Source organism: Vibrio sp. 2433-A1 (assembly GCF_056726085.1).
In genome coordinates, this window is record NZ_JBRESC010000007.1 from 151,176 (window position 1) to 175,223 (window position 24,048).

21 protein-coding genes and 1 pseudogene are annotated in these 24,048 nt (G+C 45.4%); 11 read left to right on the forward strand and 11 right to left on the reverse strand.

What is annotated here, in order from left to right; genetic code table 11:
- Positions 1-9: 9 nt before the first annotated feature.
- Both aceB and ACU01J_RS09410 read right to left on the reverse strand, forming a co-directional pair.
- Positions 10-1,656 carry a malate synthase A gene (gene aceB, locus ACU01J_RS09405; RefSeq protein WP_481085464.1) on the reverse strand — a complete coding sequence of 549 codons (1,647 nt, stop codon included), beginning with the start codon at positions 1,654-1,656 and terminating at the stop codon, positions 10-12.
- A 621-nt stretch (positions 1,657-2,277) separates the two neighbouring features.
- Positions 2,278-3,183: a hydrogen peroxide-inducible genes activator gene (locus tag ACU01J_RS09410; RefSeq protein ID WP_481085465.1), complete on the reverse strand. Its 906-nt coding sequence runs from the start codon at positions 3,181-3,183 to the stop codon at positions 2,278-2,280.
- A 199-nt stretch (positions 3,184-3,382) separates the two neighbouring features.
- Between ACU01J_RS09410 and ACU01J_RS09415 the strand changes: the two genes are divergently transcribed.
- Positions 3,383-3,991, forward strand: coding sequence for a peroxiredoxin C (locus ACU01J_RS09415; RefSeq protein WP_004413049.1), 609 nt, complete (start codon positions 3,383-3,385; stop codon positions 3,989-3,991).
- Between the two features lie 64 nt (positions 3,992-4,055).
- Here the strand turns inward: ACU01J_RS09415 and ACU01J_RS09420 are convergent, their stop codons facing one another.
- Entirely contained in the window at positions 4,056-4,196 is a 141-nt protein-coding gene (locus tag ACU01J_RS09420) for a hypothetical protein (RefSeq protein WP_481085466.1), read from the reverse strand.
- Positions 4,197-4,313: 117 nt separating this feature from the next.
- On the opposite strand from ACU01J_RS09420, the gene ACU01J_RS09425 reads away from it, so the two are divergent.
- The 6 genes from ACU01J_RS09425 to glpD all read left to right on the forward strand — a co-directional run bounded on the left by ACU01J_RS09425 (position 4,314) and on the right by glpD (position 11,690).
- Positions 4,314-4,955: a MarC family protein gene (locus tag ACU01J_RS09425; protein WP_481085467.1), complete on the forward strand. Its 642-nt coding sequence runs from the start codon at positions 4,314-4,316 to the stop codon at positions 4,953-4,955.
- Positions 4,956-5,163: 208 nt separating this feature from the next.
- Complete coding sequence (gene dapD / locus ACU01J_RS09430; RefSeq protein ID WP_481085468.1) at positions 5,164-6,192, forward strand: 2,3,4,5-tetrahydropyridine-2,6-dicarboxylate N-succinyltransferase; 1,029 nt, start codon at positions 5,164-5,166, stop codon at positions 6,190-6,192.
- Positions 6,193-6,555: 363 nt separating this feature from the next.
- Positions 6,556-7,410: an MIP/aquaporin family protein gene (locus ACU01J_RS09435; RefSeq protein ID WP_481085469.1), complete on the forward strand. Its 855-nt coding sequence runs from the start codon at positions 6,556-6,558 to the stop codon at positions 7,408-7,410.
- A 56-nt stretch (positions 7,411-7,466) separates the two neighbouring features.
- Positions 7,467-8,984, forward strand: a complete 1,518-nt coding sequence (gene glpK, locus ACU01J_RS09440) for a glycerol kinase GlpK (protein ID WP_481085470.1) — start codon at positions 7,467-7,469, stop codon at positions 8,982-8,984.
- Positions 8,985-9,169: 185 nt separating this feature from the next.
- Positions 9,170-9,949 carry a DeoR/GlpR family transcriptional regulator gene (locus tag ACU01J_RS09445; protein WP_481085471.1) on the forward strand — a complete coding sequence of 260 codons (780 nt, stop codon included), beginning with the start codon at positions 9,170-9,172 and terminating at the stop codon, positions 9,947-9,949.
- Positions 9,950-10,121: 172 nt separating this feature from the next.
- The gene (gene glpD / locus ACU01J_RS09450; protein WP_481085472.1) at positions 10,122-11,690 is read left to right on the forward strand and encodes a glycerol-3-phosphate dehydrogenase; all 1,569 of its coding nucleotides are present in this window, start codon (positions 10,122-10,124) and stop codon (positions 11,688-11,690) included.
- Positions 11,691-11,749: 59 nt separating this feature from the next.
- Here glpD and ACU01J_RS09455 read toward each other — a convergent pair whose 3' ends face one another.
- Entirely contained in the window at positions 11,750-12,934 is a 1,185-nt protein-coding gene (locus ACU01J_RS09455) for an NnrS family protein (protein ID WP_481085473.1), read from the reverse strand.
- Positions 12,935-13,183: 249 nt separating this feature from the next.
- Here ACU01J_RS09455 and ACU01J_RS09460 point away from each other — a divergent pair, with 249 nt between their 5' ends.
- On the forward strand, positions 13,184-13,744 hold the full coding sequence (locus tag ACU01J_RS09460) for a gamma-glutamylcyclotransferase family protein (RefSeq protein WP_481085474.1): 561 nt from the start codon (positions 13,184-13,186) through the stop codon (positions 13,742-13,744).
- Between the two features lie 33 nt (positions 13,745-13,777).
- Here the strand turns inward: ACU01J_RS09460 and ACU01J_RS09465 are convergent, their stop codons facing one another.
- The gene (locus ACU01J_RS09465) at positions 13,778-14,110 is read right to left on the reverse strand and encodes a tRNA-binding protein (protein ID WP_053440651.1); all 333 of its coding nucleotides are present in this window, start codon (positions 14,108-14,110) and stop codon (positions 13,778-13,780) included.
- Positions 14,111-14,290: 180 nt separating this feature from the next.
- On the opposite strand from ACU01J_RS09465, the gene ACU01J_RS09470 reads away from it, so the two are divergent.
- On the forward strand, positions 14,291-15,295 hold the full coding sequence (locus ACU01J_RS09470; protein ID WP_481085475.1) for a substrate-binding domain-containing protein: 1,005 nt from the start codon (positions 14,291-14,293) through the stop codon (positions 15,293-15,295).
- Between the two features lie 55 nt (positions 15,296-15,350).
- Here ACU01J_RS09470 and ACU01J_RS09475 read toward each other — a convergent pair.
- A pseudogene (locus ACU01J_RS09475) lies at positions 15,351-16,231 on the reverse strand (aldo/keto reductase).
- Positions 16,232-16,431: 200 nt separating this feature from the next.
- On the opposite strand from ACU01J_RS09475, the gene ACU01J_RS09480 reads away from it, so the two are divergent.
- Positions 16,432-17,325 carry a LysR family transcriptional regulator gene (locus ACU01J_RS09480; RefSeq protein ID WP_481085476.1) on the forward strand — a complete coding sequence of 298 codons (894 nt, stop codon included), beginning with the start codon at positions 16,432-16,434 and terminating at the stop codon, positions 17,323-17,325.
- A gap of 91 nt (positions 17,326-17,416) precedes the next feature.
- Here ACU01J_RS09480 and ahpF read toward each other — a convergent pair whose 3' ends face one another.
- Complete coding sequence (gene ahpF, locus ACU01J_RS09485) at positions 17,417-19,009, reverse strand: alkyl hydroperoxide reductase subunit F (protein WP_481085477.1); 1,593 nt, start codon at positions 19,007-19,009, stop codon at positions 17,417-17,419.
- Positions 19,010-19,284: 275 nt separating this feature from the next.
- A complete protein-coding gene (gene ahpC / locus ACU01J_RS09490; protein ID WP_004413034.1) occupies positions 19,285-19,842 on the reverse strand; it encodes an alkyl hydroperoxide reductase subunit C in 558 nt (185 codons plus the stop codon).
- A gap of 254 nt (positions 19,843-20,096) precedes the next feature.
- Between ahpC and ACU01J_RS09495 the strand changes: the two genes are divergently transcribed.
- Positions 20,097-20,441 carry a ribosome recycling factor family protein gene (locus ACU01J_RS09495; protein ID WP_481085516.1) on the forward strand — a complete coding sequence of 115 codons (345 nt, stop codon included), beginning with the start codon at positions 20,097-20,099 and terminating at the stop codon, positions 20,439-20,441.
- 67 nt (positions 20,442-20,508) lie between these two features.
- Here ACU01J_RS09495 and galM read toward each other — a convergent pair whose 3' ends face one another.
- From galM to ACU01J_RS09510, 3 genes are all read right to left on the reverse strand, one after another.
- On the reverse strand, positions 20,509-21,567 hold the full coding sequence (gene galM, locus ACU01J_RS09500) for a galactose-1-epimerase (protein ID WP_481085517.1): 1,059 nt from the start codon (positions 21,565-21,567) through the stop codon (positions 20,509-20,511).
- A gap of 8 nt (positions 21,568-21,575) precedes the next feature.
- A complete protein-coding gene (gene galK / locus ACU01J_RS09505) occupies positions 21,576-22,730 on the reverse strand; it encodes a galactokinase (RefSeq protein ID WP_481085478.1) in 1,155 nt (384 codons plus the stop codon).
- A 187-nt stretch (positions 22,731-22,917) separates the two neighbouring features.
- Positions 22,918-23,970, reverse strand: a complete 1,053-nt coding sequence (locus ACU01J_RS09510) for a UDP-glucose--hexose-1-phosphate uridylyltransferase (RefSeq protein ID WP_481085479.1) — start codon at positions 23,968-23,970, stop codon at positions 22,918-22,920.
- Positions 23,971-24,048 lie beyond the last annotated feature (78 nt).

The window sequence follows — 24,048 nt, forward strand, 5'->3', positions numbered from 1 at the left end:
CAGAGTCCTTTAGTCCAAGTAGTCGTAACCCGGAATAGTTAAGAAATTGGTTAATTCATCACTGGTGGTCAGTTTCGCCATCAGCACTGCGGCTTCTTCAAAGCGTCCAGACTCGTAGCGCTCTTGCCCTACTTCCTCTTTCACTACTTCAATTTCTTGCGCAAGGTAGAGCTCAAACAGTTCGTTAGTGACCGTTTGGCCGTTATCAAGCGCCTTGCCATGTTGAATCCATTGCCAGATTGAGGCGCGGGAGATTTCTGCGGTTGCCGCGTCTTCCATCAAACCGTAAATCGGTACACAACCATTGCCAGAGATCCACGCTTCGATGTATTGCAGCGCAACACGAATGTTATGACGCATGCCTTGTTCAGTGATCTCACCATCACATGGCGCGAGAAGATCTTCTGCTGTCACTGGCGCATCTTGATGTCGTGAGACGTTTAGCTGGTTGGTACGCTCTCCTAATGCCAAGTCAAACACCGCTAGAGCAGTATCTGCTAAGCCCGGGTGAGCAACCCAAGTGCCATCGTGTCCGTTGTTCGCTTCGAGCGACTTATCGTTATGTACCTTATCGAGCACCTGCTGATTGGTTTGTGGGTCTTTCGCAGGGATAAAGGCGGCCATCCCTCCCATAGCAAAAGCACCACGTTTATGACAAGTACGAACGAGTAAACGCGAGTAGGCATTCAGGAACGGCTTATCCATTGTCACCACTTGACGATCCGGCAGCACGCGGTCGGGGTGTTTCTTCAAAGTTTTGATGTAGCTAAAGATGTAGTCCCAACGGCCACAGTTAAGGCCAACGATGTGCTCTTTGAGTGAGAACAAAATTTCATCCATCTCAAACACAGCAGGCAAAGTCTCAATAAGAACAGTGGCCTTTATCGTGCCAGTATCTAGGCCAAAATAGTCTTCAGTGAAGTGGAATACTTGGCTCCACCACTGCGCTTCTTTATGAGACTGCAACTTAGGAATATAAAAGTAGGGACCGCTGCCTTTTTTCAACAAATTGGCGTAGTTGTTGTAAAAGTAAAGCGCAAAGTCAAACAGCGCCCCAGGGATAATCTGACCGTTGAATGTCACGTGTTTTTCTTTTAGATGTAGACCACGTACTCGGCAGATTAAAACCGCTGGTTCGGACTCCAGCGCATAGTGCTTGCCATTAACCGGATTGGTATAGCTGATGTCGCCATTAACTGCATCGCGCAAGTTAATCTGTCCATCTAGCACCTTACTCCAAGCGGGTGCCATCGAATCTTCAAAGTCCGCCATGAATACTTTCACATTGGCATTCAGTGCATTAATCACCATTTTACGGTCTGTGGGGCCAGTGATTTCGACTCGGCGATCTTGTAGATCTTTTGGAATCCCTTGGATCTTCCAGCTTCCTTCACGGATATCTTGCGTATCCTCTAGGAAATCCGGCAGCTCGCCAGCATCGATCTTTGCTTGCTTCTCTTCACGAGCAGTAAGCAGCTGTTCGACCTGACTAGCGAACTTGTCACACAGCAGAGATAAAAAAGTTTGGGCTTCAACAGGGAAAATCGCTTGGTGTTCTGGTGAAAGGGTACCGGTAACACTAAGCATGCCTTCGTTTAGTAGGGTTTCTTGGGCTTCTACTGTTGTTTTGTCTCTATCTGGTGTATTAGCAAGCATAATCTTTTTCCTTTATGAACCTTTCGATGAACACATCGAGCGGAACGTCACCTTAATTACATTTGTAACTATCAAACAACAATCAAACATCCTTACTGATTGTCAATTGACTAGGTTTCTTGTTGTCTTGCCAGTTAGATTGACCGACTCAGGCGAGCTTTTCAATCTAGACATAAGTCTTACTGGGCTTACATTTAAGCTATACCAAACTATGCTAGAGTAAAAGTACTAAAGTAAACAAAACGTTAAATTTGAAGTTTTATTCCGCGCCGCACAAACCATTGACTCCGATCACCAAAACGTAATGAGTTACGTAATTTAATTACAGTGAAATTAGACATGTAAAACCGTTTCAAACAGGCGTTTAATTTTAAATGCCCGAAGGGAAACTTAGATGAGACTGGGCTTAACGGTGATATGCAACCGCTTAATCAAACAAGAAGAAAATTATGAACTGTAAAATTCACACTGTGAAATTTCACAATTTAATGAAAGCTTCATCAAGGTTCTGTTGTGAAATTTTACAAGTCAAAGTTCACCAACAGAATAAAATGCTAAAAAACACACTAAAACTAGTGTGCTTTTAATGGATTTAACGGAGATTTGGACTACTACTTATCGCTAAAGTAGCTCAGAAACAACATCTGCTAATTGATCAAATGTGCTCACACGCGATGAGCTTGGACGCCAAACTAAGCCAATGTGACGATGCGCTTGCTGGCCAGGTGCATCAACCACGACTAAGTTTTGATTCTCTATCAGACCATGGTCGATGGCCATTTGCGGAATAAAGGTGGTGCCCATACCGTTGGCAACCATTTGTACTAAGGTGTGCAAACTGGTGGCAGAGAATGGGTTAATCTTCTCTTTATCAGTTAGCTTACACGCAGAAACTGCATGCTCTGTTAGACAGTGCTCTTTCTCTAATAAGAACACAAACTCATTGGGCAAGTCGGCGTACTTGATTGGGGTTTGGATTGCGTCCGCTTGATTCTGGCTGATGATCATTCTGAACGGGTCATTACCGACAATGCGGCTATCCATACCATCAATCTCAACCGGTAAGGCTAAGATCAGCACATCTAGATCACCATGGCGCAGTGCATCAAGAAGGTTAGTTGTGGTGTCTTCTCTTAGTAATAGGTTCAATTGCGGAAAACGCTTATTAACCTCTTGGACTAAATCACACAATAAAAAAGGAGCGATCGTTGGAATACAACCCACCCGCAACTGCCCTTCCATCTCCCCCCCTTGGCACACGCGACCAAGTTCGACGAGATCTTGCCCTTTAGCCAGCAACTCACGACCTTGCTGGACCACCAGCTCACCAGCTTGAGTAAAGACCAATGGGCTTTTCTTATCTTTCTTTTCATAAAGAGGGCAACCAATCAGTTCTTCAAGGTTTTGGATACCTTTACTTAAGGTCGACTGACTGACAAAACACTTTTCAGCCGCTTCACTAAAGTGACGAGTTTCATGTAGGGTGATGAGATAATGCAATTGTTTGAGACTAGGCCACTTATTCATAGATATATCGATAAAATCTGACTGGATATTGACCAAGTTAATAAAAAACGACTTATCGCTTTTTTCGATTAACCTAATCTATTTAATTCGCTTTTTTACATAGTACAATTTGTACTATAGTTTGTCGCGTACAAACACGGACCAAACCAATCATACTTATCTTGGTTTGGAACTAACCATATATTTTAGGAGCAAAAAAATGGTACTAGTAGGTCGTCAAGCCCCAGATTTTACTGCTGCAGCTGTTCTAGGTAACGGTGAGATCGTTGATAACTTCAACTTTGCAGAGTTCACTAAAGGTAAGAAAGCAGTCGTTTTCTTCTACCCACTAGATTTCACTTTCGTTTGCCCATCTGAGCTAATCGCTTTCGACAACCGTCTAGCTGATTTCCAAGCTAAAGGTGTTGAAGTAATCGGTGTTTCAATCGATTCTCAGTTCTCTCACAACGCATGGCGTAACACTGCTATCGAAGATGGCGGTATCGGTCAAGTTAAGTACCCACTAGTAGCTGACGTTAAGCACGAAATCTGTAAAGCTTACGACGTTGAGCACCCAGAAGCAGGCGTTGCTTTCCGTGGCTCTTTCCTAATCGACGAAGACGGTCTAGTACGTCACCAAGTTGTTAACGACCTACCACTAGGCCGTAACATCGACGAAATGCTACGCATGGTTGACGCTCTTAACTTCCACCAGAAGCACGGCGAAGTATGTCCTGCACAATGGGAAGAAGGTAAAGCAGGTATGGACGCATCTCCAAAAGGTGTTGCTGCGTTCCTATCTGAGCACGCAGAAGACCTAAGCAAGTAATTACTTGCTTACCATACCCACGCTCATCGGGTATGACGGTTGGTAGATATAAAGCTAAAAAGCACTAAGCGTGAAAAGCGCAAACGCCAATCAGTTCTAAGTAAAGTCTTAAATCAAAACCCAAAGCTCTGCTTTGGGTTTTCTTTTTGCTCAAAACAGATAAATCATCCACCAACACTCGCGCTTGTTTCTTATCGTTCTGCACTTTGAGAACACCTAGTCCCCCCCTGATAAATAGGCTGTTTTTTGTCCAGTGTTGATTTAATATCTAGTCTACACAAGTAGCAAAGTGACACCTCTCCACTTCTATTAAAGGAATAATATGAAAGAGCTGATCATTCACACCATAACAGTCTTTATGGGCTTTTTTGCGATCATGAATCCTGTCGCGAATACACCTATCTTTCTTGGCCTAACCAACGGCAATGACCGAGAAACAATAAAGTCAGTAGCCTTTCGCTCGGTATTGATCGCATTCTTGATTGTGTCGACGTTTGCCATTTCAGGAAAAGTCATTTTCGATCTGTTTGGCATCACCCTCTACGCCCTGCGTATCACCGGCGGAATACTGGTCTTTTTAATTGGCTTCCATATGCTGCAAGGGGACTCAACACACAGTACCACCAAAGAAAAGGTCAACTCAGACGCACAAAAAGATGCCGCCTTGAGTATTGCTGTTTCGCCGTTAGCAATGCCAATCTTAGCTGGCCCAGGCACTATCGCGACCGCAATGAACTTTGCAACAACGGGGGGAGTGTATGAAACCGTCATCACCATTATTGCTTTCGGTCTATTGTGCGCACTGACCTATGTTCTTTTTGTTTTCGGTGAACGTTTTGTAAAAGCGGTAGGGCCAAGCGCGTTAAACGTGATTACTCGAATGATGGGGTTAATTCTTGCGGTGATAGGAATGCAAATGCTCATCGAAGGAATAGAGCAAGCTTATAAAGCTCTATTTACCTGATGTTATTAAGTTTTAACGAGGGCAAACTCAAGAAACCCGGACATTTCTTAACAGACAAACATATCTCTAAAGAGACAAAAAATATCGGCTTACAGACTTTATCCAGCTCTGCTCTTTAAAGTCGAATCGCCTCTCTTTATGATGACTATAACTTAATTTGAACGAGCAAAAACGCTCTCACAACAAATTCAAAACATGGAGATTCAACATGGCTTACTTTTCTCTAGCCTTTGGTACGGCAACGAAAAACCGTGACGGAAAGGTCATTGAAGCATTTTTCCCTAACCCAGCTCTAAACCCAGCTGACGCGCTTGTTGAAGCAGTAGCGAAAGTTGCAGGTTACGAACAAGGCAACCAAGCTATCGAGATCTCAGCAGCGCAAAGTGCAGATCTAGCGGCAGCATTTGAAGCAAATGGCGACGCTGCAAACGCATCTTTCGCAGCAAAAGCAGCGCAATCTTCACAACCGCTAGTACTTGTTGTACTTGCGACAGATGAGAAACCAGCATCGGTTGCAGAAGGCTTCCTTAAGCTACAACTTATCTCTAACCGTCTAGTTCAACCACACGGCACTGTTCTTGATGGTATCTTCGGTCTATTGCACAACATTGCATGGACTAACGAAGGCCCTATCGATCTACCAGAACTTGCTGATCGTCAAATCGAAGCACGCCTAGCAGGTCGCGCGCTGTCGGTAGATTGTGTAGACAAGTTCCCTAAAATGGTTGATTACGTGGTTCCAACAGGCGTTCGTATTGCTGATACTTCACGCGTTCGTCTTGGTGCGCACGTGGGTGAAGGCACAACGGTTATGCACGAAGGCTTCATCAACTTCAACGCAGGTACAACTGGCGTAAGCATGGTTGAAGGTCGTATCTCTGCAGGTGTTGTTGTTGGTAACGGTTCAGACATCGGCGGTGGCGCTTCTATCATGGGCACACTATCTGGTGGTGGTACAGTGGTTGTTTCTATCGGTGAAAACTCACTGCTAGGCGCTAACGCTGGTCTTGGTTTCCCACTAGGTGACCGTTGTACGGTTGAGTCTGGTCTGTACGTAACAGCAGGTTCTAAAGTTCGTATGATTGCTGAAGGCAAAGAAGTTGAAGTGGTTAAAGCTCGCGACCTTGCTGGTGTTTCTGACCTACTATTCCGTCGCAACTCAGTGACTGGTCAAATCGAATGTCTAGCAAACAAAACCGCTGTTGAACTGAACTCTGAGCTTCACAGCAACAACTAAGCGAAAACGGATAAACTATGGCTGGCATGAAAGTGCCAGCCTTTTTTTTGGCTCTTGTTTGGCTGGATAACTATTCACCAATTCCGCACCACCTTCACACTTCCCGCTTGCAGACTCATCTTACCAGTTGTTATATGCGTGATTCAGCGTTAATTTAGCCACTTCTAATTTCCTCTCCGAGCAATTACGTTCATATCAGTTTCACTTTTGTTCTAAAAGCTGCGTTATTTAACAAATAAAGTGGAGTTGATTAACAATTTTATGCTCAAACGCTCACTTTTAATGCTCGTTTATTTTCGAACCCGCTTAAATATGCACAATATCACCGTGCTAGATAAGCACAAACGACAAAGGACTTTGAAAATGACAACGAACAAACAACCTACCCTACTAGGTGAATGCTTGGCCGAGTTTATCGGTACCGGACTACTGATCTTTTTTGGCGTTGGCTGTGTGGCAGCTTTGGTATTAACCGGAGCAACATTTGGACAATGGGAAATTAGTATCATGTGGGGATTCGGCGTCGCCATCGCTATCTATTGTACTGCCGGAGTATCAGGAGCGCACATTAACCCAGCGGTAACCATCGCCCTTGCGGCATTCCATGGTTTTGATAAAGCAAAAGTCATCCCTTACATCATCTCACAGCTATTAGGTGCATTCTGTTCTGCGGCACTGGTTTACGCCCTATACAGCAACCTATTTACTGACTACGAAATCGCTCATGGCTTTACTCGTGACAGCAAAGATGCCTTAGCAACAGCAGGTATTTTCTCAACATACCCACACGCTTCACTCTCTTTCTTCGGCGCTTTTGCTGTGGAGTTTGTTATTACTGCTGTGCTGATGTTCGTTATTTTGGCTCTGGGGGATGAAAGTAATGGAGCTTCTCGCGGTGCAATGAACCCACTACTGATCGGTATTCTTATCGCAGTGATTGGTGGCTCTTTAGGCCCGCTAACTGGTTTCGCAATGAACCCTGCTCGTGACTTTGGTCCGAAACTATTCGCTTACTTTGCTGGCTGGGAATACGCGCTAACCGGTGCGAAAGATATTCCATACTTCATCGTTCCGATTCTTGCTCCTATTGCTGGTGCTTGTTTCGGTGGTTGGTTATACCCGAAAGCAATCGCGGCTTACTTACCTCAACAAGGTCAAGGTTGCACAATTCCAAACCAATGCGATCAAGAAGACGAAGCTCAAGAAGCACGCGCATAACTTTCCAACCCTGTATTAACTAAAATATAAATAACAAAACAAAAAGGATTCTTACCATGACTGAGCAAAAGTACATTGTCGCCCTAGATCAAGGCACAACAAGCTCTCGCGCCGTAATCCTAGACCACGATGCGAATATCGTTAGCGTAGCGCAGCGTGAGTTCACACAAATTTATCCTAAAGCAGGCTGGGTTGAGCACGATCCTCTGGAAATCTGGGCAACACAAAGTTCAACACTGGTTGAGGCATTAGGCAAGTCGGGCATCCGCAGCGACCAATTAGTGGGTATTGGTATCACTAACCAACGCGAAACCACTGTCGTTTGGAACAAAGAAACCGGTAAACCAGTTTACAACGCAATTGTTTGGCAATGTCGTCGTACTGCCGATATCTGTGAAGATTTAAAAGAGCGCGGCCTTGAAGATTACGTACGTGATAACACAGGTTTAGTGCTAGACCCTTATTTCTCGGGCACGAAAGTAAAGTGGATTCTTGATAACGTAGAAGGCGCTCGTGAAGATGCTGAAGCGGGTAAACTGCTGTTCGGTACCGTGGATACTTGGCTAGTGTGGAAAATGACTCAAGGCCGTGTTCATGTCACTGATTACACCAACGCATCTCGTACTATGCTATTCAACATCAATGACCTTTGCTGGGATCAAAAAATGTTGGATGAGCTTGGTATTCCTGCATCAATGATGCCTGAAGTGAAACGCTCATCGGAAGTGTACGGCCAAACCAACATTGGTGGTAAAGGCGGTACGCGTATTCCTATTGCTGGTATTGCTGGTGACCAACAAGCGGCGCTTTATGGTCAAATGTGTGTTGAAGCAGGACAAGCGAAAAACACTTATGGCACGGGTTGTTTCTTGCTAATGAATACCGGCCAAGAGAAAGTCACCTCAAAAAATGGCCTACTGACAACACTAGCTTGTGGTCCAACAGGTGAGCCTGCTTACGCTCTTGAAGGTGCGGTATTTATGGGCGGCGCTTCAATCCAGTGGCTACGTGATGAAATGAAACTTCTCGCGGATGCAAAAGATTCAGAGTACTTCGCAACTAAAGTCGACTCTTCAAACGGTGTGTATGTGGTTCCTGCCTTTACGGGTCTTGGCGCACCATATTGGGATGCATACGCTCGTGGCACAATCGTTGGTCTAACACGTGGTGTTAACTCTAACCACATTATCCGCGCAACACTGGAAGGTATCGCTTACCAAACACGTGACGTTCTTGACGCAATGCAAGCTGACTCGGGTATTAAGCTGGCTAACCTACGCGTTGATGGCGGCGCTGTGGCGAATAACTTCCTAATGCAGTTCCAGTCTGATGTACTCGATACCGAAGTTCACCGCCCTGAAGTGACCGAAGTAACGGCTCTTGGCGCTGCTTACCTAGCGGGTTTAGCGGTAGGTTACTGGAACAATATCGACGAGCTACAAGGTAAAGCGGTATTGGATCGTACGTTCCTTCCTCACCATGATGAAGAAAAACGCAGCCGTCGCTACAAAGGTTGGAAACGCGCGGTGAAATGTGCACAGACCTGGGCTGAGATGCACGACGACGAAGATTAATTTCTCGTTGAATGAATAAGTTAAGGGCGCAATTTTGCGCCCTTTTTGCGTCTTATCCCCTATTCCTTATGACTTCCCCTTCTCTATATACGCAAATTCGAGCACAATAGCCGTAGTAAAATTATCGAGTGCGGCTTTTCGAAATCACCAATTCGAAAGTTTCGACCTCGGTCAGGGAGTAATAAGTGAAGCAAATACCAAGACACCAGCAGATCATTGAGCTGGTTCAACAGCAGGGCTACGTCAGCACGGATGAACTGGTAGAAAAGTTTAATGTTAGCCCGCAAACCATCCGCCGCGATCTCAACGAGCTTGCGGATGATAATAAAATTCGCCGATACCACGGTGGCGCAACGATTCCACTAAGCTCGGAAAACACCAGCTATACAACTCGTAAATCACTGAACTTTAATGAAAAAGACCTCATTGCCGAAGAGTTAGTTAAGCATATTCCAGATGGTGCCACACTTTTTATTGATATCGGTACCACACCAGAAGCGGTTGCGCGCGCATTGAACAAAAACCATAAGCAGTTACGTGTTGTGACCAACAATATTAACGTTGCGACTATTTTGTTGCCTAACCCTGAATTCAAAGTCATTTTGGCTGGCGGTGAAGTTCGTAATCGCGACGGCGGTATCGTGGGTGAAGCAACCCTCGATTTTGTTAAGCAGTTCCGTTTAGATTTCGGTATTCTCGGTATCAGTGGCATCGACTTTGATGGCTCACTGCTCGATTTCGATTACCATGAGGTGAGAGTCAAACAAGCGATCATAGAGAACAGTCGCAGCGTCTTCTTAGCCGTTGACCATACCAAATTTGGTCGCAATGCCATGGTTAAGCTCGGTAATATCTCCCAGCTGCATATGCTGTTTACCAACCGACATCCACCAAAAGAGATTCAAACCATTCTTAAAGAACACTCGATTCCATTGGAAGTTATAGAAAGTTATTCAGCCGAATAACAATCAAACTTGCTCATAAAACGAAACCTTCTACACTTTATAGAAGGTTTTTTCATGCCTAAATCACACAAAACGCTCATAAACGAAAATAAAGGATGATCAAGAACGAAACCTAAGTTACGATAATTCCATGTTCCAAAATGCTCGTTCGCTCACCAAGAGGTCAAAATTTATGAGTATCCAACACAATGCGACTGCATCGAATGCATCAGAAATTCTCGACTTGATTGTTATCGGTGGTGGCATTAATGGCGCAGGCATCGCAGCAGACGCTGCCGGCCGTGGTCTTTCTGTCGGCTTATACGAAGCCAATGACTTTGCTTCTGCAACATCTTCTGCAAGCTCAAAACTGATCCATGGCGGATTACGTTATCTTGAGCACTATGAGTTTCGTTTAGTCTCTGAAGCACTTGCAGAGCGTGAAGTGCTATTAAGAAAAGCACCTCATGTCGCTAGGCCTATGCGTTTTCGTTTACCCCATCGCCCATTTTTACGCCCAGCATGGATGATTCGCTGTGGCTTATTCCTTTACGATAATTTGGGGAAACGCACCACCTTACCAGCCAGTAAAGGGGTGGATTTATCTAAGTCTGGCCTACTCAAGCCAGAAATGAAGAAAGGCTTTGAGTACTCAGATTGCTGGGTGGACGATGCTCGTTTGGTGCTATTAAACGTGCTAGCAGCAAAAGAAAACAACGCTGAAGCTCGCAACTATTGCCGAGTAGAAAAAGCGCACCGAGAAAATGGCATTTGGCATGTGACGGTACACGATGTGATGACCGATCAGCGTTTTGAGCGTAAAGCAAAAACCTTAGTGAACGCCGCTGGCCCTTGGGTGAAACAGTTCTTCGATGATGGTTTAGAGCAAGCTTCGCCACGTAACATTCGCCTAATTAAAGGCTCACACATTGTTGTGCCACGTATCCATGACGAGCCACAAGCTTACATCTTACAAAACAAAGATAATCGTATCGTGTTTATGATCCCTTATCTGGATAAGTTTTCGATCATCGGCACCACTGATGTTGAGTACAAGGGCGATCCTAGAAAAGTAGCGATCTCCGATGATGAAGTGGATTACTTGATTGATATCGTCAACCAGCACTTCGTTAAGCAACTAGAGCGTGACGATGTAGTGTGGACTTACAGTGGTGTTCGCCCACTGTGTGATGATGAATCGGACTCACCACAAGCGATCACTCGCGACTACACCTTGGAGCTGGAGGCAGAACTCGATCAAGCTCCGTTGCTATCTGTGTTTGGCGGTAAGCTGACTACCTATCGTAAGTTGGGTGAGGCAGCACTGAAAAAGCTTGAGCCGTATTTATCGAATATGGGCAGCCCTTGGACCGCAAATCAAACCTTACCAGGTGGTAACTTTAGCTGTAGTCGAGAGCAGCTCGCTCAAACGATTCAAGCCAAATACTCATGGTTGCCTGAAGCCTTGATCCTTCGTTACGTAACTCAATTTGGTACCTATACGTGGAAAATGCTCGATGGAAAAACCAGTCTTGCCGATATGGGAACCGAGTTCTCGCAAGGGGCTCAAGGTGTTTATCAGCTTGAAATTGATTACTTGATCAATCACGAACTGGCGGTCACTCAAGAAGACATCTTATGGCGCCGAACTAAACTGGGCCTCTATCTATCAGAAGAGGAACAGAGCGCTATTGCTGACTACATTCACCAATCACTGCAAGACAAAGTAGTGACAATAAGTGAAGTCAATAAAGCGGGCTAATCTCAAGCAAAAAGGCTTGGTACACACCAAGCCTTTTTCGTTTCTGTCGTTCAATATAGTTAGCCCGGATGCCCATCGACGCGGGCATTAATCAACATCTTACCAAATCTCGCCACATACAAAGCAAACGCTAATACCCACAACAAGGCGCTGATATTCACTACTTCAATTAGGTAGGCAGGGAAGAAAGCAGCACCAACACTGCGTACAATTGCCGCTAAAACGATCGATGCAAAAGCAATGCTCATGTTCGGCCCTTGATAAATAGCGCGACCAGTATGGCCCATGGTGACACGAGCGATCATCGCTAAGATAACCCCACCAATCGCACCAATTGCAAATACGTGTAGCATATTGTGACTCATAAACGGATTGGTCAGTAAGCCGCGTAATAACAAACTCACCGGAATACACAGATAGGTTGCGTGCAATGACCAAACCAAAGGCTCGCTTAATGTGCGCCACGGCTGCCAACGCATCACTCTGACCAAATGAGCCAAACCAGAAATCACCATCAGCGGTTGACCAAGCTGGGCAAACGTCATCGGGAAGAAGCTCAAAATAAACAGACCCGCTAAAGGTAAGTTTGCTGCCCAATCTAACCAAACAATTGGCTGCGGCTTTTCAAAGTTGAAACGTCGCGCAGTAAAAAATGGAATCACACGACTACCCATAATAGATAGCAGCATGGTGAACCACCACAGCATCGCATGCCAAACCGCTGAAGAAGGAAATGGTGGCATCCCTTTAATCGTCGCGTAACTAGCAAAGTTAGCCGCGATTGCTAAGACGAATAGAGGGACAAAGAACAGATTGCGCCATCCTTTTGCTTTCACTACCCGAGAGCCCACTTCATAAGCGGTAAACGCGAGGAACAGAGCTTCGATAGACGAAATCAGCCATAGAGGAGCAGGCGTCCAAAATAACACCCGTGGGAGCCCCCACAACATCACCAATATCGCTAATCGATGATGTTTAGTGCCGTTGATTCCGGTCCAGTTTTGCACCGCGGTCAATACAAAGCCTGCCACTATCGCCATCGCAAAGCCAAACAGCATCTCATGCACGTGCCACCACAGGACTGGTACGTTTAGCGCTGACGGCTTTCCGGTTTGAAACATCCATACCCACAACGCAATGGCAATCACCGCGTATATAGAACCCAATAAGAAAAATGGTCTAAATCCTAGACGCAATACGGGCGGAATCGCTTCTTCAACTTTTTTGTCAGTAATATTAAGCACTGAACAACTCCCGGCTATTAACTATGATTTTGTAAACTTGTTTAACTATTTTGACTATCGCAAGAAGTGTTCCAACTGTGAAAGACTTTAAAAACAAGGTACTTCTCATAGGTTACGCCTATAAAAAAGTCATAACGACACATAAAAATCGAGTCATTATGACTCTGTCATGTTTAAAATATTGATTTATTTTCTGGTCAAAGATGCTAGCTTAGATTGTTCAAGTGTCGCTGTAAGTTGGAGGGATGAATGACGCACTACATTTTTGGCTACGGAAGCTTAATGAATTCAGCTTCTCGTCAGTTGACGGGACAAACATCGCAAGCCGAACCTGCAACCGTGACTGGCCTTAAACGTTATTGGGGTAAAGTTGATGACAGCTATATCCTCTCCCCTCTTGTCGTCGATAAGGGGCATGGAAAGGTCAATGGTGTTTTATTGGCTGTCAGTGAGCAAGGATTAGCGGAATTTGATATTCGCGAGCGCGGTTATCATCGTATTCAGATAGAACTCAACAACATTGACTCATCAGTTAACTTTGCTCAGCAAGATCAAATCTGGGTCTACGTTAAAGATAGTCCTGAACCGCCGTGTTCATTGAGTCCAATCATGCAAACTTACGTCGATACCGTACTTGCTGGCTGTCTAGAAATCTCAGAGCAATTTGCTAAAGAGTTCGTTGAACATACCATAGGTTGGAACTTCCCATTAGAAAACGATCGTCACCAACCGAAATATGGCAACTTGGCGGGCGTAAAATCAGAGCACCACAATATTATTGATGCTCTGGTGGCTGAAGCAAGGTCCTGAACAACCCTCAGCCGAATAGAGAGACAGCTCTAGTTAAACGATACGAACCCCAGCAGGCATTGATCGCTCTGGGGTAAGTAGCACACTTTCCGATTCATCATCCGTTTCTGCACAGAGCAACATGCACTCAGAGGTTTCACCGCGCATTTTCGCTTTCGCTAGGTTACACAGTACGACGACTTCTTTGCCCATCAATTGTTCTTCAGTGTAGTAAGGCACAAGACTTGTCACCGTCTGCAGCGTTTTTTCACCGACATCAATCTGCACAATATAGAGCTTATCTGCGTTTTCGTGGCGAGCCACTTCAATGATTTTTCCGGTACGCATTTCCAATTTAGCGAAGTCAGTATAAGCGATCGTTTCCATGATAATCCTCAGTGCTTGTTGATTTGGTAAAAGTTTACTAAAAGACAACGTTTACACTATCAGTAATCCCATGTATTACAAGTGGTAAAGATCTCATTTTTTCAATCTTAAATGTAATCATATTGCGTTATTTACACGCTCAAGGTTAAATGGTCACAGTGAAATTTATTGAGGTCTAACATGGCGACCATTAAAGATGTAGCACGAGAAGCCGGCGTCTCAATTGCTACTGTATCAAGAGTGATCAACAAATCACCCAAAGCGAGTAAAGCATCGGTTGAATCTGTCACCAAAGCGATGGCGCAATTAGGCTATCGACCAAATGCCGCAGCCAAAGCGCTCGTCAGTCAAAGCAGTAATACAGTCGGTATTCTGGTATCAGACGTATCGGATCCTTTCTTCGGCACACTGGTAAAATCGGTAGATAGCGTCGCGCACGAGCACGGCAAACATATCTTGATCGGCAATGGCTACCACGACCCTGAGCAAGAACGAAAAGCGATCGAACTTTTGATCAACAATCGCTGTGAGGCGCTGGTAATTCACTCGAAAGGCTTATCCGATGAAGAACTACTCGGCTACGCCAAAGAGGTAAAAGGCTTGGTGGTGATCAATCGACACATCCCAGAAATCGCCGAGCGTTGTATCTCGCTGGATAACTTCAAAGGCGCCTATCTTGCGACGGAATATTTGATTCGACACGGACACAAAAAAATTGCCTGTGTCGCCTCTTCACACAACATCGAAGACTCCAACCAACGCGTTGAAGGCTACTTAGCCGCACTACGTGAAAACAATATCTCGCTGCCAGATAACTACATTGAATATGGTGAGCCAGACAGTGATGGCGGTGAAGTGGCGATGACTAACCTGCTGACTAAGTCGGTCGATATCACCGCCGTTGTTGCCTATAACGACTACATGGCGGCTGGCGCGTTGTCCGTGTTGGATGAAAATGGTCTTAAGGTCCCAGATCAAATTTCAATGATGGGCTTTGATGATGGCTTGATTGCCCGCTACGTGAGCCCACGCTTAACAACCATTCGCTACCCAATCGCCATGATGGCAGAACGTGCCGCGCACTTAGCCTTAAACCTTGCTAAGGCCGAGCAGACAAGCACGGATGCGATGGTGTTCACACCAACTTTAGTCAGACGCAATTCGGTCGAAAAAGTCTCCAACTGAATCAAAACAAAAAGGGCATCACTTTTCAGTGATGCCCTTTGATTATCTAAATGGCTTACGCAACGCCGTGACCTTTCGACGCTACCCAAACTCGATACCATTGCTCTTGAGTCAGAGTTAGCTCCAATGCACCAACTGCCGTTTTAACGCGCTCAATATTACCGCTACCAATAATCGGTACTGGCTTTGACGGCATATTCATTACCCAAGCAAACAGCACTTGGTCGATAGATGCTGCGCCAATTTCTTCAGCAATGTCAGTCAATGTTTCACGCAGACGAACCATTTGCTCACTGTTGTCAGTGAAAATACCCCCCCCGCTAAACATGACCAAGCCATTGGCTGAACGCGGTGACGTTGCAGTTGATCTAAAGTACCGTCTTCTGTGACCTGCAGGTTAACTGGGTTAATCTCTACTTGGTTAGTGATCAGTGGCGTATCTAGACGTGATTGCAGTAACTCAAACTGAGATGGCGTAAAGTTCGATACACCGAAGTGTTTCACTTTACCCGCCGCTTTTAACTGGGCAAAAGCCTCAGCCGCTTCATCCGCATCCATCAATAAATCAGGGCGGTGCAACAATAACACATCCAATTGCTCTGTTTTTAGGCGTGAAAGGGACTCTTCAGCCGAGGCAATAATCGCCGCTTTGCTGCTATCGTAATGGTTAACTTGCTTACCTTCTCCGCGATAAATACCGCATTTGGAGACAATTTCAATCTGATCACGCAGACTAGGGTCAAGCGATAGAACATCACCAAACATGCGCTCACATGCTGACTCTGGGCCATATACAGGCGCGTGATCGACTGTAGTGATCCCCAACTCAATATGCTGCTTAACAAAAGCGTGCTGCTGCTGAGTGGTCATGTTCCACTCGGCCATACGCCAGTAACCTTGAATCAGTGGTGAAAATACCGGATGCGTCTTCTGCATGTTATATACCCTTATTTTGGTTTGCTACATAGCCGTGCTACGTGCTGTGCTGTGCTGCACCCAGTATACTGACTGCGCTAACTGCGATTAAACCACTTAACCAGAAAAGATAATTCGATATAACGCACAATAGGCTCACTTTAATTTCTTATATAGCACGATATAATCACTATCATTAGCGGCTATTAAGAGATCTAACCATGCACAAGATGCACAAACGCTTTGAACGCTACGCGCTATTTAGTGAAGTAGCCAAGCAGTTAAGCTTTTCGAAAGCCGCAGAGTCACTGGGTATTTCTCGCAGCTACTTATCCTCTCAAATCAACCAACTTGAACAAGAGCTTGCCACCAGCTTATTGATCCGCTCGACGCGCAGTGTGCGACTCACCGCGGCAGGTGAGAAAATATTAGCCAAAATGCATGGCATCAACGCCTCAATCCTTGAGCTAGAAAAAGAGCTCGACCATACCAAGTCTGAGGTGAGTGGCTTACTGCGCATTACCGCTCCAACCATTTTCAGCCACCGATTCTTAGTCGATATTTGCCATCAATTTCAACAGCTTCATCCTGACATCGAGTTTGACCTCGACATCGGCTATAACCGACAAGATTTAGCTAACAGCCATTTTGATTTAGCCATTCGCGCCACCAATACACCACCCGATAATATGGTGGCGAAGAAGCTGATGCCGTATCAGCATATTTGCTGCGCTTCACCAGACTATTTAGCCCGCAAAGGAACACCACTGACACCGAGTGATTTGATTAAACACAACTGCATGTCCGATCCAAACTTGCGCCAGTGGCAGTTCTCAAAACAAGGGAAAAGTGAACAAGTCAGCACTCATGGTGATATGTTGATCAGCGACAATCAGTTATTACTCGCTGCTGCAGAAAAAGGCAAAGGCATCATAAAAATGCCCTGTTACTTAGTTCAACCAGCACTCGATAACGGTTCTTTGGTTCAACTACTGCAAGATTATGTGATTGCCGAAAGCGCTATTTACCTGATCTACCCGCCGCAGCTAAGAAGCAGCGTCAAACTGTCCGCCTTTACCGATTTTATGCAGCAATGGTTTGAAACTCGCTCATAGCTCCAAACATAAAAAAACCACTTCCAATCGCTTGGAAGTGGTGTCGGATAGTCGACCAAATGTTTGCAAATATATATGGACAATAAATCTATTACGCTGGCTCGGCGACCTTAGTTGGAGCCGGAGTACGAATTAGGTAATCAAACGCACCTAAACTTGCTTTAGCACCTTCACCCATCGCAATAATGATCTGCTTGTAAGGAACTGTTGTTACATCACCAGCAGCAAATACACCTTTCATTGATGTCGCGCCATGAGCGTCAATCACAATCTCACCACGAGGAGAGAGTTCAACCTTAGTTCCTTTCAGCCATTCGCTGTTTGGCATCAAACCAATTTGAACAAAGATACCCGCAAGTTCAATCTGCTTAAGCTCATCTGTACTGCGGTCTTTGTACTCTAGGCCTGTCACACGGTTGCCATCACCAAGTACTTGAGTCGTTTGTGCCATTTTGATGATTTCAATGTTTGCGGTTGCGTTAGCTTTGTCGATAAGAACTTGGTCAGCGCGTAGTGTGTCAGCAAACTCAAGAACCGTTACGTGCTCAACAATACCCGCTAGGTCAATCGCCGCTTCAATGCCTGAGTTACCACCACCGATAACCGCCGTTTTTTTACCTTTGAACAGTGGACCGTCACAGTGTGGGCAGTAAGCGACACCTTTGTTGCGGTACTCTTGTTCACCCGGTACGTTCATTTCACGCCAGCGTGCACCAGTGCTAGTGATCACTGAGCGAGCTCGTAGTACTGCGCCACTTTCAAGTTCAACGTGAATGTAACCATCTTCGCTATCTTCTGCGTCGATAATGTTCGCTGCACGCTGCTCAGTCATCACCTCTACGCCGTACTCTTTTACGTGCTCTTCTAGGCTCGCGACTAACTTAGGACCGGTTGTCGCTTTAACTGAGATAAAGTTTTCAATCGCCATAGTATCCATCACTTGGCCACCAAAACGGTCTGCAACCACACCAGTGCGAATACCTTTACGTGCAGCGTAGATTGCCGCTGAAGAACCCGCTGGACCACCACCGACAACCAAAACATCAAATGGCGCTTGTTCATTTAAGCTCGCCGCTTTCTTCTCTGCTGCGCCTGAGTCTACTTTGTTTAGGATCTCAGCCAGTGACATACGACCTTGGCCAAATAGCTCACCGTTAACAAACACACTTGGTACTGCCATTATGTCGCGTGATTTCACTTCATCTTGGAATGCCGCACCATCAATCATAGTGGTTTTGATTAGCGGGTTGATTGCCGACATCATATTGAATGCCTGAACCACTTCTGGACAGTTTTGGCACGATAGCGAGATAAAGATTTCAACATTCAGCTCTTTATCTAACTGTTTGATCTGCTCGATTACGTCCGCTTCCAATTTAATCGGGTGACCGCCGCTATGAAGCAGTGCAAGTACTAAAGAAGTAAACTCATGACCCATTGGCAGACCCGCAAAACCAATCGCAGTACCTTTCTCTTGGTTCACAACCTGCATGATTGGCTTACGTGCACTTGCGCTGTCATCACGTAATACTTGAACTTTATCAGTCAGTGACGCGATATCGTCAGCAAGCGCTTGTAGCTTAGTTGCGGTTTCGCTGCTATCAAGGCTAAGAACAAGTTGAACGTCTGTTTTTAGGTTTTCTAGGTATGCTTTAAGCTGCTGCTTCATCGCTTGGTCTAACATAATCGTGCCTTCCCGAATTTGTATAAAATCTGTTTCGTGATGCGCTCTTTTGCGCTGATGGAGTTAGTTTGCCGTGATCGCTAAGATTGGTAAATTCGAACGTTTCTATCACTTTGGTAGGCAAAACCTATCAGAAAACAAATAAGCCCAGAGCTAGGGATAAAACAAAAAAGCCACACCGAATAACGATGTGGCTTTACAGTTAGGGCGGTACACCGAGCCCTTTAGGAGCGCGGACTCAATGTACCTTAAACTAGGTTCTAATTAATTAGAGCTTAGATTTTACCTACTAGGTCTAGAGATGGTGCTAGAGTCTCTTCACCTTCTTTCCATTTAGCTGGGCAAACTTCACCTGGGTTGTTTGCAACGTACTGTGCCGCTTTTACTTTACGTAGTAGGTCTTCAGCGTCACGACCGATACCTTCAGCAGTGATTTCCATCGCTTGGATAACACCTTGTGGGTCGATTAGGAACGTAGCACGGTCTGCTAGACCTTGACCTTCACGCATTACGTTAAAGTTGTTAGTGATAGTGCCTGTTTGGTCGCCTACCATGAAGTATTCAATAGTGCCGATCTTGTCTGAAGTATCGTGCCACGCTTTGTGTGAGAAGTGAGTATCTGTTGATACTGAGTAAACTTCTACGCCGCGAGACTGAAGTTCTGCGTATTTTTCTTGTAGGTCAACAAGTTCAGTAGGACATACGAAAGTAAAATCAGCTGGGTAGAAGAAGAATACTGCCCACTTACCTTTCACATCTTGCTCTGTGATTTCTACGAATTCGCCGTTTTTGAATGCTGTTGCGTTGAATGGTTTGATTTCTGTGTTGATCATGATTTTACTCTCTTTCTAATCTAGTGTTTGTGAACGCTGCCTTGCGTCGATGGAGATATATTGCCCCGAGAGACTTAATAGGTAAATTTGAACGTTTCTATAGCTCTGATAGGGAATAACTATCGAAGCTAATAGGAAGCAGTTATCAAACAGGAAAAGAGCAATGCTGTATTAGAGGTGCGCTGTAGCAGTTTAAACAAGGTTGCGCTAAAGTGAGTTCCACTCTTGACTGCAACCTCCCTACTCCAACAGTTATGATTTCGGTTCCGCTAAACAGCTTTGTTCACCGCGTCGCAGATAAAGCGCAAGTCATTCAGCTTATGACAGAACAAGGCTGCCAGATAAAGCGTATCCGACGTTCACGTAATTGGCTGCTCAGTGGAGAAGAAGCGTCGTTACGGCAACTAAAAAGCCAGTTAACCACCGAAGATACGCGATGGATTGTAACCGCGATCGATAAAACACTGCCGACACCTGTGGTTGACCTTGCGGCTCTGATTGCTGATTCACCCAATATCACGCTAAACCAATTGGTCGCACAATCTGGCTGCACGGTTTCTGAGGCGAGACTCGCCATCGATGAGTTTGAAGATTTGTAGTTTTCAAGCCTAAAGAACGCCAGTCACTCGACTGGCGTTTTTAATAATAAGCACTGTTTCACCTAGGCTAAAAACCAAATTGATAGGTGGTTTTATAGCAATACTCTTCGCCCGGTAGCAGAATACAACTTGGCTGCTGCCACTCAGGGTGATTCGGCGAGTCAGGCAAAAACTGAGTCTCTAGCGCCAACCCTGAATAGTCTGCATACTCTTGACCATTTCTCGCAGGCGTTCCTGCTAACCAATTACCCGTATAGAGTTGCATTGCAGGTTTATCGGTCATCACTGACACACTCACTTGCTGATCTTGACTGACTAAAGTGGCCACAGGACTTTGAGTGTCACGATTCGGGTCAAACCAGTAGCTGTGATCATAGCCTTTAGCAACTTGCTGTTGTTCATCTAGCAAAAGGTCTTGGCTAACACTCTTAGGATGTCGAAAATCGAACCCAGTTCCTTGTACCGTTTCTAACTCACCAAGAGGAATGCCGACATCACTGGTTGGCAAGTAATAATCAGCCTTGATAGTCAGTTGGTGATTAAGCGCATCTAGCTCACTACCCGTACCATTAAGATTAAAATAGGCGTGATTCGTTAAGTTCACTGGCGTGGCTTGATCGGTATGAGCGATATATTCAATATCGAATTTACCATCATCATTTAGCTGATAACGAACAGAGACCTCTAAGTTGCCCGGGAAACCTTGGTCACCATCGGCTGAATGTAAACTAAACACCACGCGGCTGGTACTTTGTTCGACGATGTTCCAACGCAATTTATCAAACCCTGAAACGCCACCATGCAAGCAGTTACCCGCTTGGTTGGTCACTAATTGATAGTCACGGCCATTGATATGGAAACGACCATTGGCAATACGGTTTGCATAACGACCAACTGTTACCCCCATGTAACTTTGTTGGCACTCGAAGTCAGACATGGACCCTACACCCAATACAACTTCACGATGCTCCCCGCATGCCAAGGGTAGCCGACAACTGAGCCAAGTAGCCCCGATGTCCATCAACACAATGCTAACCCCCGATGCATTGGTCAATTCCACAAGCTGAGCAGGCTTACCATCGTAGGCAGGCTGCTCAGTCATTATTTGAAAAAGAGGATGAGTCACTACGTTCATTACTCCACAATGCCTGCGCCATCTTTTGCTTGGCAGACGTAAATGGACTCTTTCAGCCCTGTCGCTGCTTGATACTTTTCTTCAACCGCAACTTTCACTTGTTCAACCAACGCAGGCGGCATCACAGAAACAATACAGCCACCAAAACCACCGCCTGTCATACGCACGCCGCCTTGTTCGCCGATTACCTCTTTGACGATATCTACTAGGGTATCAATCTCAGGCACGGTGATTTCAAAGTCATCGCGCATTGAAGCATGAGACTGCGCCATTAATTCCCCCATGCGCTTCATGTCATGTGCACGAAGTGCTTGCGCTGCTTCTACGGTGCGATCATTTTCAGTAATCACGTGGCGAGCTCGTTTAGCCACCATCACATCTAACTCATCAACTTTATTATTGAACTGCTCAATAGAGACATCACGCAATGCTTTTACACCAAAGATGCGAGCCGCTTCTTCACACTGCTCACGACGAGTGTTGTATTCGCTATCAACCAAACCACGTTTCTTATTTGAGTTGATGATAACAACCGCCATATCCTCAGGCATGGATACCGCCGTCGTTTCCAAACTGCGGCAATCTAACAGCATCGCATGATTCTCTTGGCCTTCTGCTGAAATCATCTGATCCATGATTCCGCAATTGCAGCCGACAAATTCATTTTCAGCTTGCTGACCATTCAATGCGATCTCGGCTTGACTGATTTCAAGATTGAACAGCACTTTAAAGGTTTGACCAATCACGACTTCAAGAGCGGCTGATGAGCTTAAACCAGCACCTTGAGGGACGTTACCGCTGACTGCAATATCGGCACCACTGAACTGATAGCCGCGAGCAAGAAGGCACTTAACAACACCGCGAATGTAGTTCGCCCACATTTTGTCTTGCTGGAAGGTAATTTCTTCAGTGATGTCGAACTGATCGGTTTCATTACCGTAATCTACCGACACAACACGAACGATATTGTCATCACGCTTAGTCGCAGCCACCACTGTTTGATAGTTAATGGCACATGGTAGGACAAAACCATCGTTGTAATCGGTATGCTCACCAATCAAGTTTACCCGGCCTGGCGCTTGAATGATGTGGCTCGGCGCGTAGCCCAACACCTGTGCAAAAGAAGTTTTCACATTTTGGATTAGATCAGACATAGGTAGTTCTCACACTGTTTTATTCTTAAATAGCAGCTCAAATCTCAAGCCACGATAATCACACCTCTTAAATAGTTGGAGTTGCAGCTAGGCGACAAACTAATTCAACCCTATGAGCATAGATTCTCTATGTGATTAGGGGGAATTTGTGCAGTCAACAACGCTGCAGCTTCAAATATGAAAGAGGTTATTGTTCTTTGTAATGCACGTCGCTCAAGTCACGCAGACGCTGCGCTGCTTGCTCTGCGGTTAGGTCGCGTTGGCTTTCTGCCAGCATTTCATAACCAACCATAAACTTGCGTACCGTTGCGTTGCGCAGCAGTGGTGGATAGAACAGCGCGTGTAGCTGCCAATGCTCAATATCAGTGCCCTGTTCAAAGAACGGAGCGTAGTGCCAGCCCATTGAGTAAGGAAAAGAACATTGAAATAGGTTGTCGTAACGGCTAGTTAGCTTTTTGATTGCAACCGCAAGGTCATCGCGCTGCTCATCGGTTAGCTCACTCATTCGACGAATGTGCGTTTTAGGAAGTAGCATGGTTTCGAATGGCCACGCCGCCCAGTAAGGAACTACCGCAATCCAATGTTCGGTTTCTACCACTGTACGCGAACCATCTTTAAGTTCCGCTTGCACATAATCCACCAACAAGTTTCTGTCATGCTCTTGGTAGTACGCTTTTAAGTTGTGTTCTTTACGTTCAATTTCATTCGGTAAGAAGCTGTTAGCCCAAATTTGACCGTGTGGGTGAGGCTGTGAACAGCCCATGGTCTCGCCTTTGTTCTCAAACGCTTGGACCCAGACGTACTCTTTGCCTAACTCTTCGATCTGCTCATTCCAGGTATCAATCACACCGCGGATTTTTTCAACTGGCAGCTCTGGTAGCGTTTTGCTGTGATCTGGAGAAAAACAGATCACACGACTTAAACCGCGTACACCTTGAGTTCTAAACAAAGGGTTGTTTGACTTTGGCGCTTCAGGCGAATCAGTCATCAATGCCGCAAAGTCATTTTTGAACACATAAGTCCCTTGGTAATCAGGGTTTACATCACCAGAAATACGTTCATTGGTTGGACAAAGGAAACACTTCTCTTCATAGCTTGGTAACTCATCAATCGCAGGTTTCTCATCAGCACCACTCCAAGGACGCTTTGCACGGTGAGGGGATACCAAAATCCATTGACCTATTAATGGGTTATAGCGACGGTGTGGGTGATCTACTGGGTTAAATTCAACATTCGACATCTTACTTACTCAACTTTTAAAATTATATTTCCGCATTCCCCAATGAAATTGGAGTTGCAGCTAGGCAGCCAATCAACA

Coding starts and splice junctions, on each gene's coding strand:
- ACU01J_RS09510 (WP_481085479.1), bottom strand. CDS start 23,970: ATGTCGAATGTTGAATTTAACCCAGTAGATCACCCACACCGTCGCTAT.
- ahpC (WP_004413034.1), bottom strand. CDS start 19,842: ATGATCAACACAGAAATCAAACCATTCAACGCAACAGCATTCAAAAAC.
- glpK (WP_481085470.1), top strand. CDS start 7,467: ATGACTGAGCAAAAGTACATTGTCGCCCTAGATCAAGGCACAACAAGC.
- glpD (WP_481085472.1), top strand. CDS start 10,122: ATGAGTATCCAACACAATGCGACTGCATCGAATGCATCAGAAATTCTC.
- ACU01J_RS09495 (WP_481085516.1), top strand. CDS start 20,097: ATGATTTCGGTTCCGCTAAACAGCTTTGTTCACCGCGTCGCAGATAAA.
- ACU01J_RS09460 (WP_481085474.1), top strand. CDS start 13,184: ATGACGCACTACATTTTTGGCTACGGAAGCTTAATGAATTCAGCTTCT.
- ACU01J_RS09435 (WP_481085469.1), top strand. CDS start 6,556: ATGACAACGAACAAACAACCTACCCTACTAGGTGAATGCTTGGCCGAG.
- ACU01J_RS09415 (WP_004413049.1), top strand. CDS start 3,383: ATGGTACTAGTAGGTCGTCAAGCCCCAGATTTTACTGCTGCAGCTGTT.
- ACU01J_RS09425 (WP_481085467.1), top strand. CDS start 4,314: ATGAAAGAGCTGATCATTCACACCATAACAGTCTTTATGGGCTTTTTT.
- dapD (WP_481085468.1), top strand. CDS start 5,164: ATGGCTTACTTTTCTCTAGCCTTTGGTACGGCAACGAAAAACCGTGAC.
- ACU01J_RS09410 (WP_481085465.1), bottom strand. CDS start 3,183: ATGAATAAGTGGCCTAGTCTCAAACAATTGCATTATCTCATCACCCTA.
- ACU01J_RS09480 (WP_481085476.1), top strand. CDS start 16,432: ATGCACAAGATGCACAAACGCTTTGAACGCTACGCGCTATTTAGTGAA.
- ahpF (WP_481085477.1), bottom strand. CDS start 19,009: ATGTTAGACCAAGCGATGAAGCAGCAGCTTAAAGCATACCTAGAAAAC.
- ACU01J_RS09470 (WP_481085475.1), top strand. CDS start 14,291: ATGGCGACCATTAAAGATGTAGCACGAGAAGCCGGCGTCTCAATTGCT.
- ACU01J_RS09465 (WP_053440651.1), bottom strand. CDS start 14,110: ATGGAAACGATCGCTTATACTGACTTCGCTAAATTGGAAATGCGTACC.
- galK (WP_481085478.1), bottom strand. CDS start 22,730: ATGTCTGATCTAATCCAAAATGTGAAAACTTCTTTTGCACAGGTGTTG.
- aceB (WP_481085464.1), bottom strand. CDS start 1,656: ATGCTTGCTAATACACCAGATAGAGACAAAACAACAGTAGAAGCCCAA.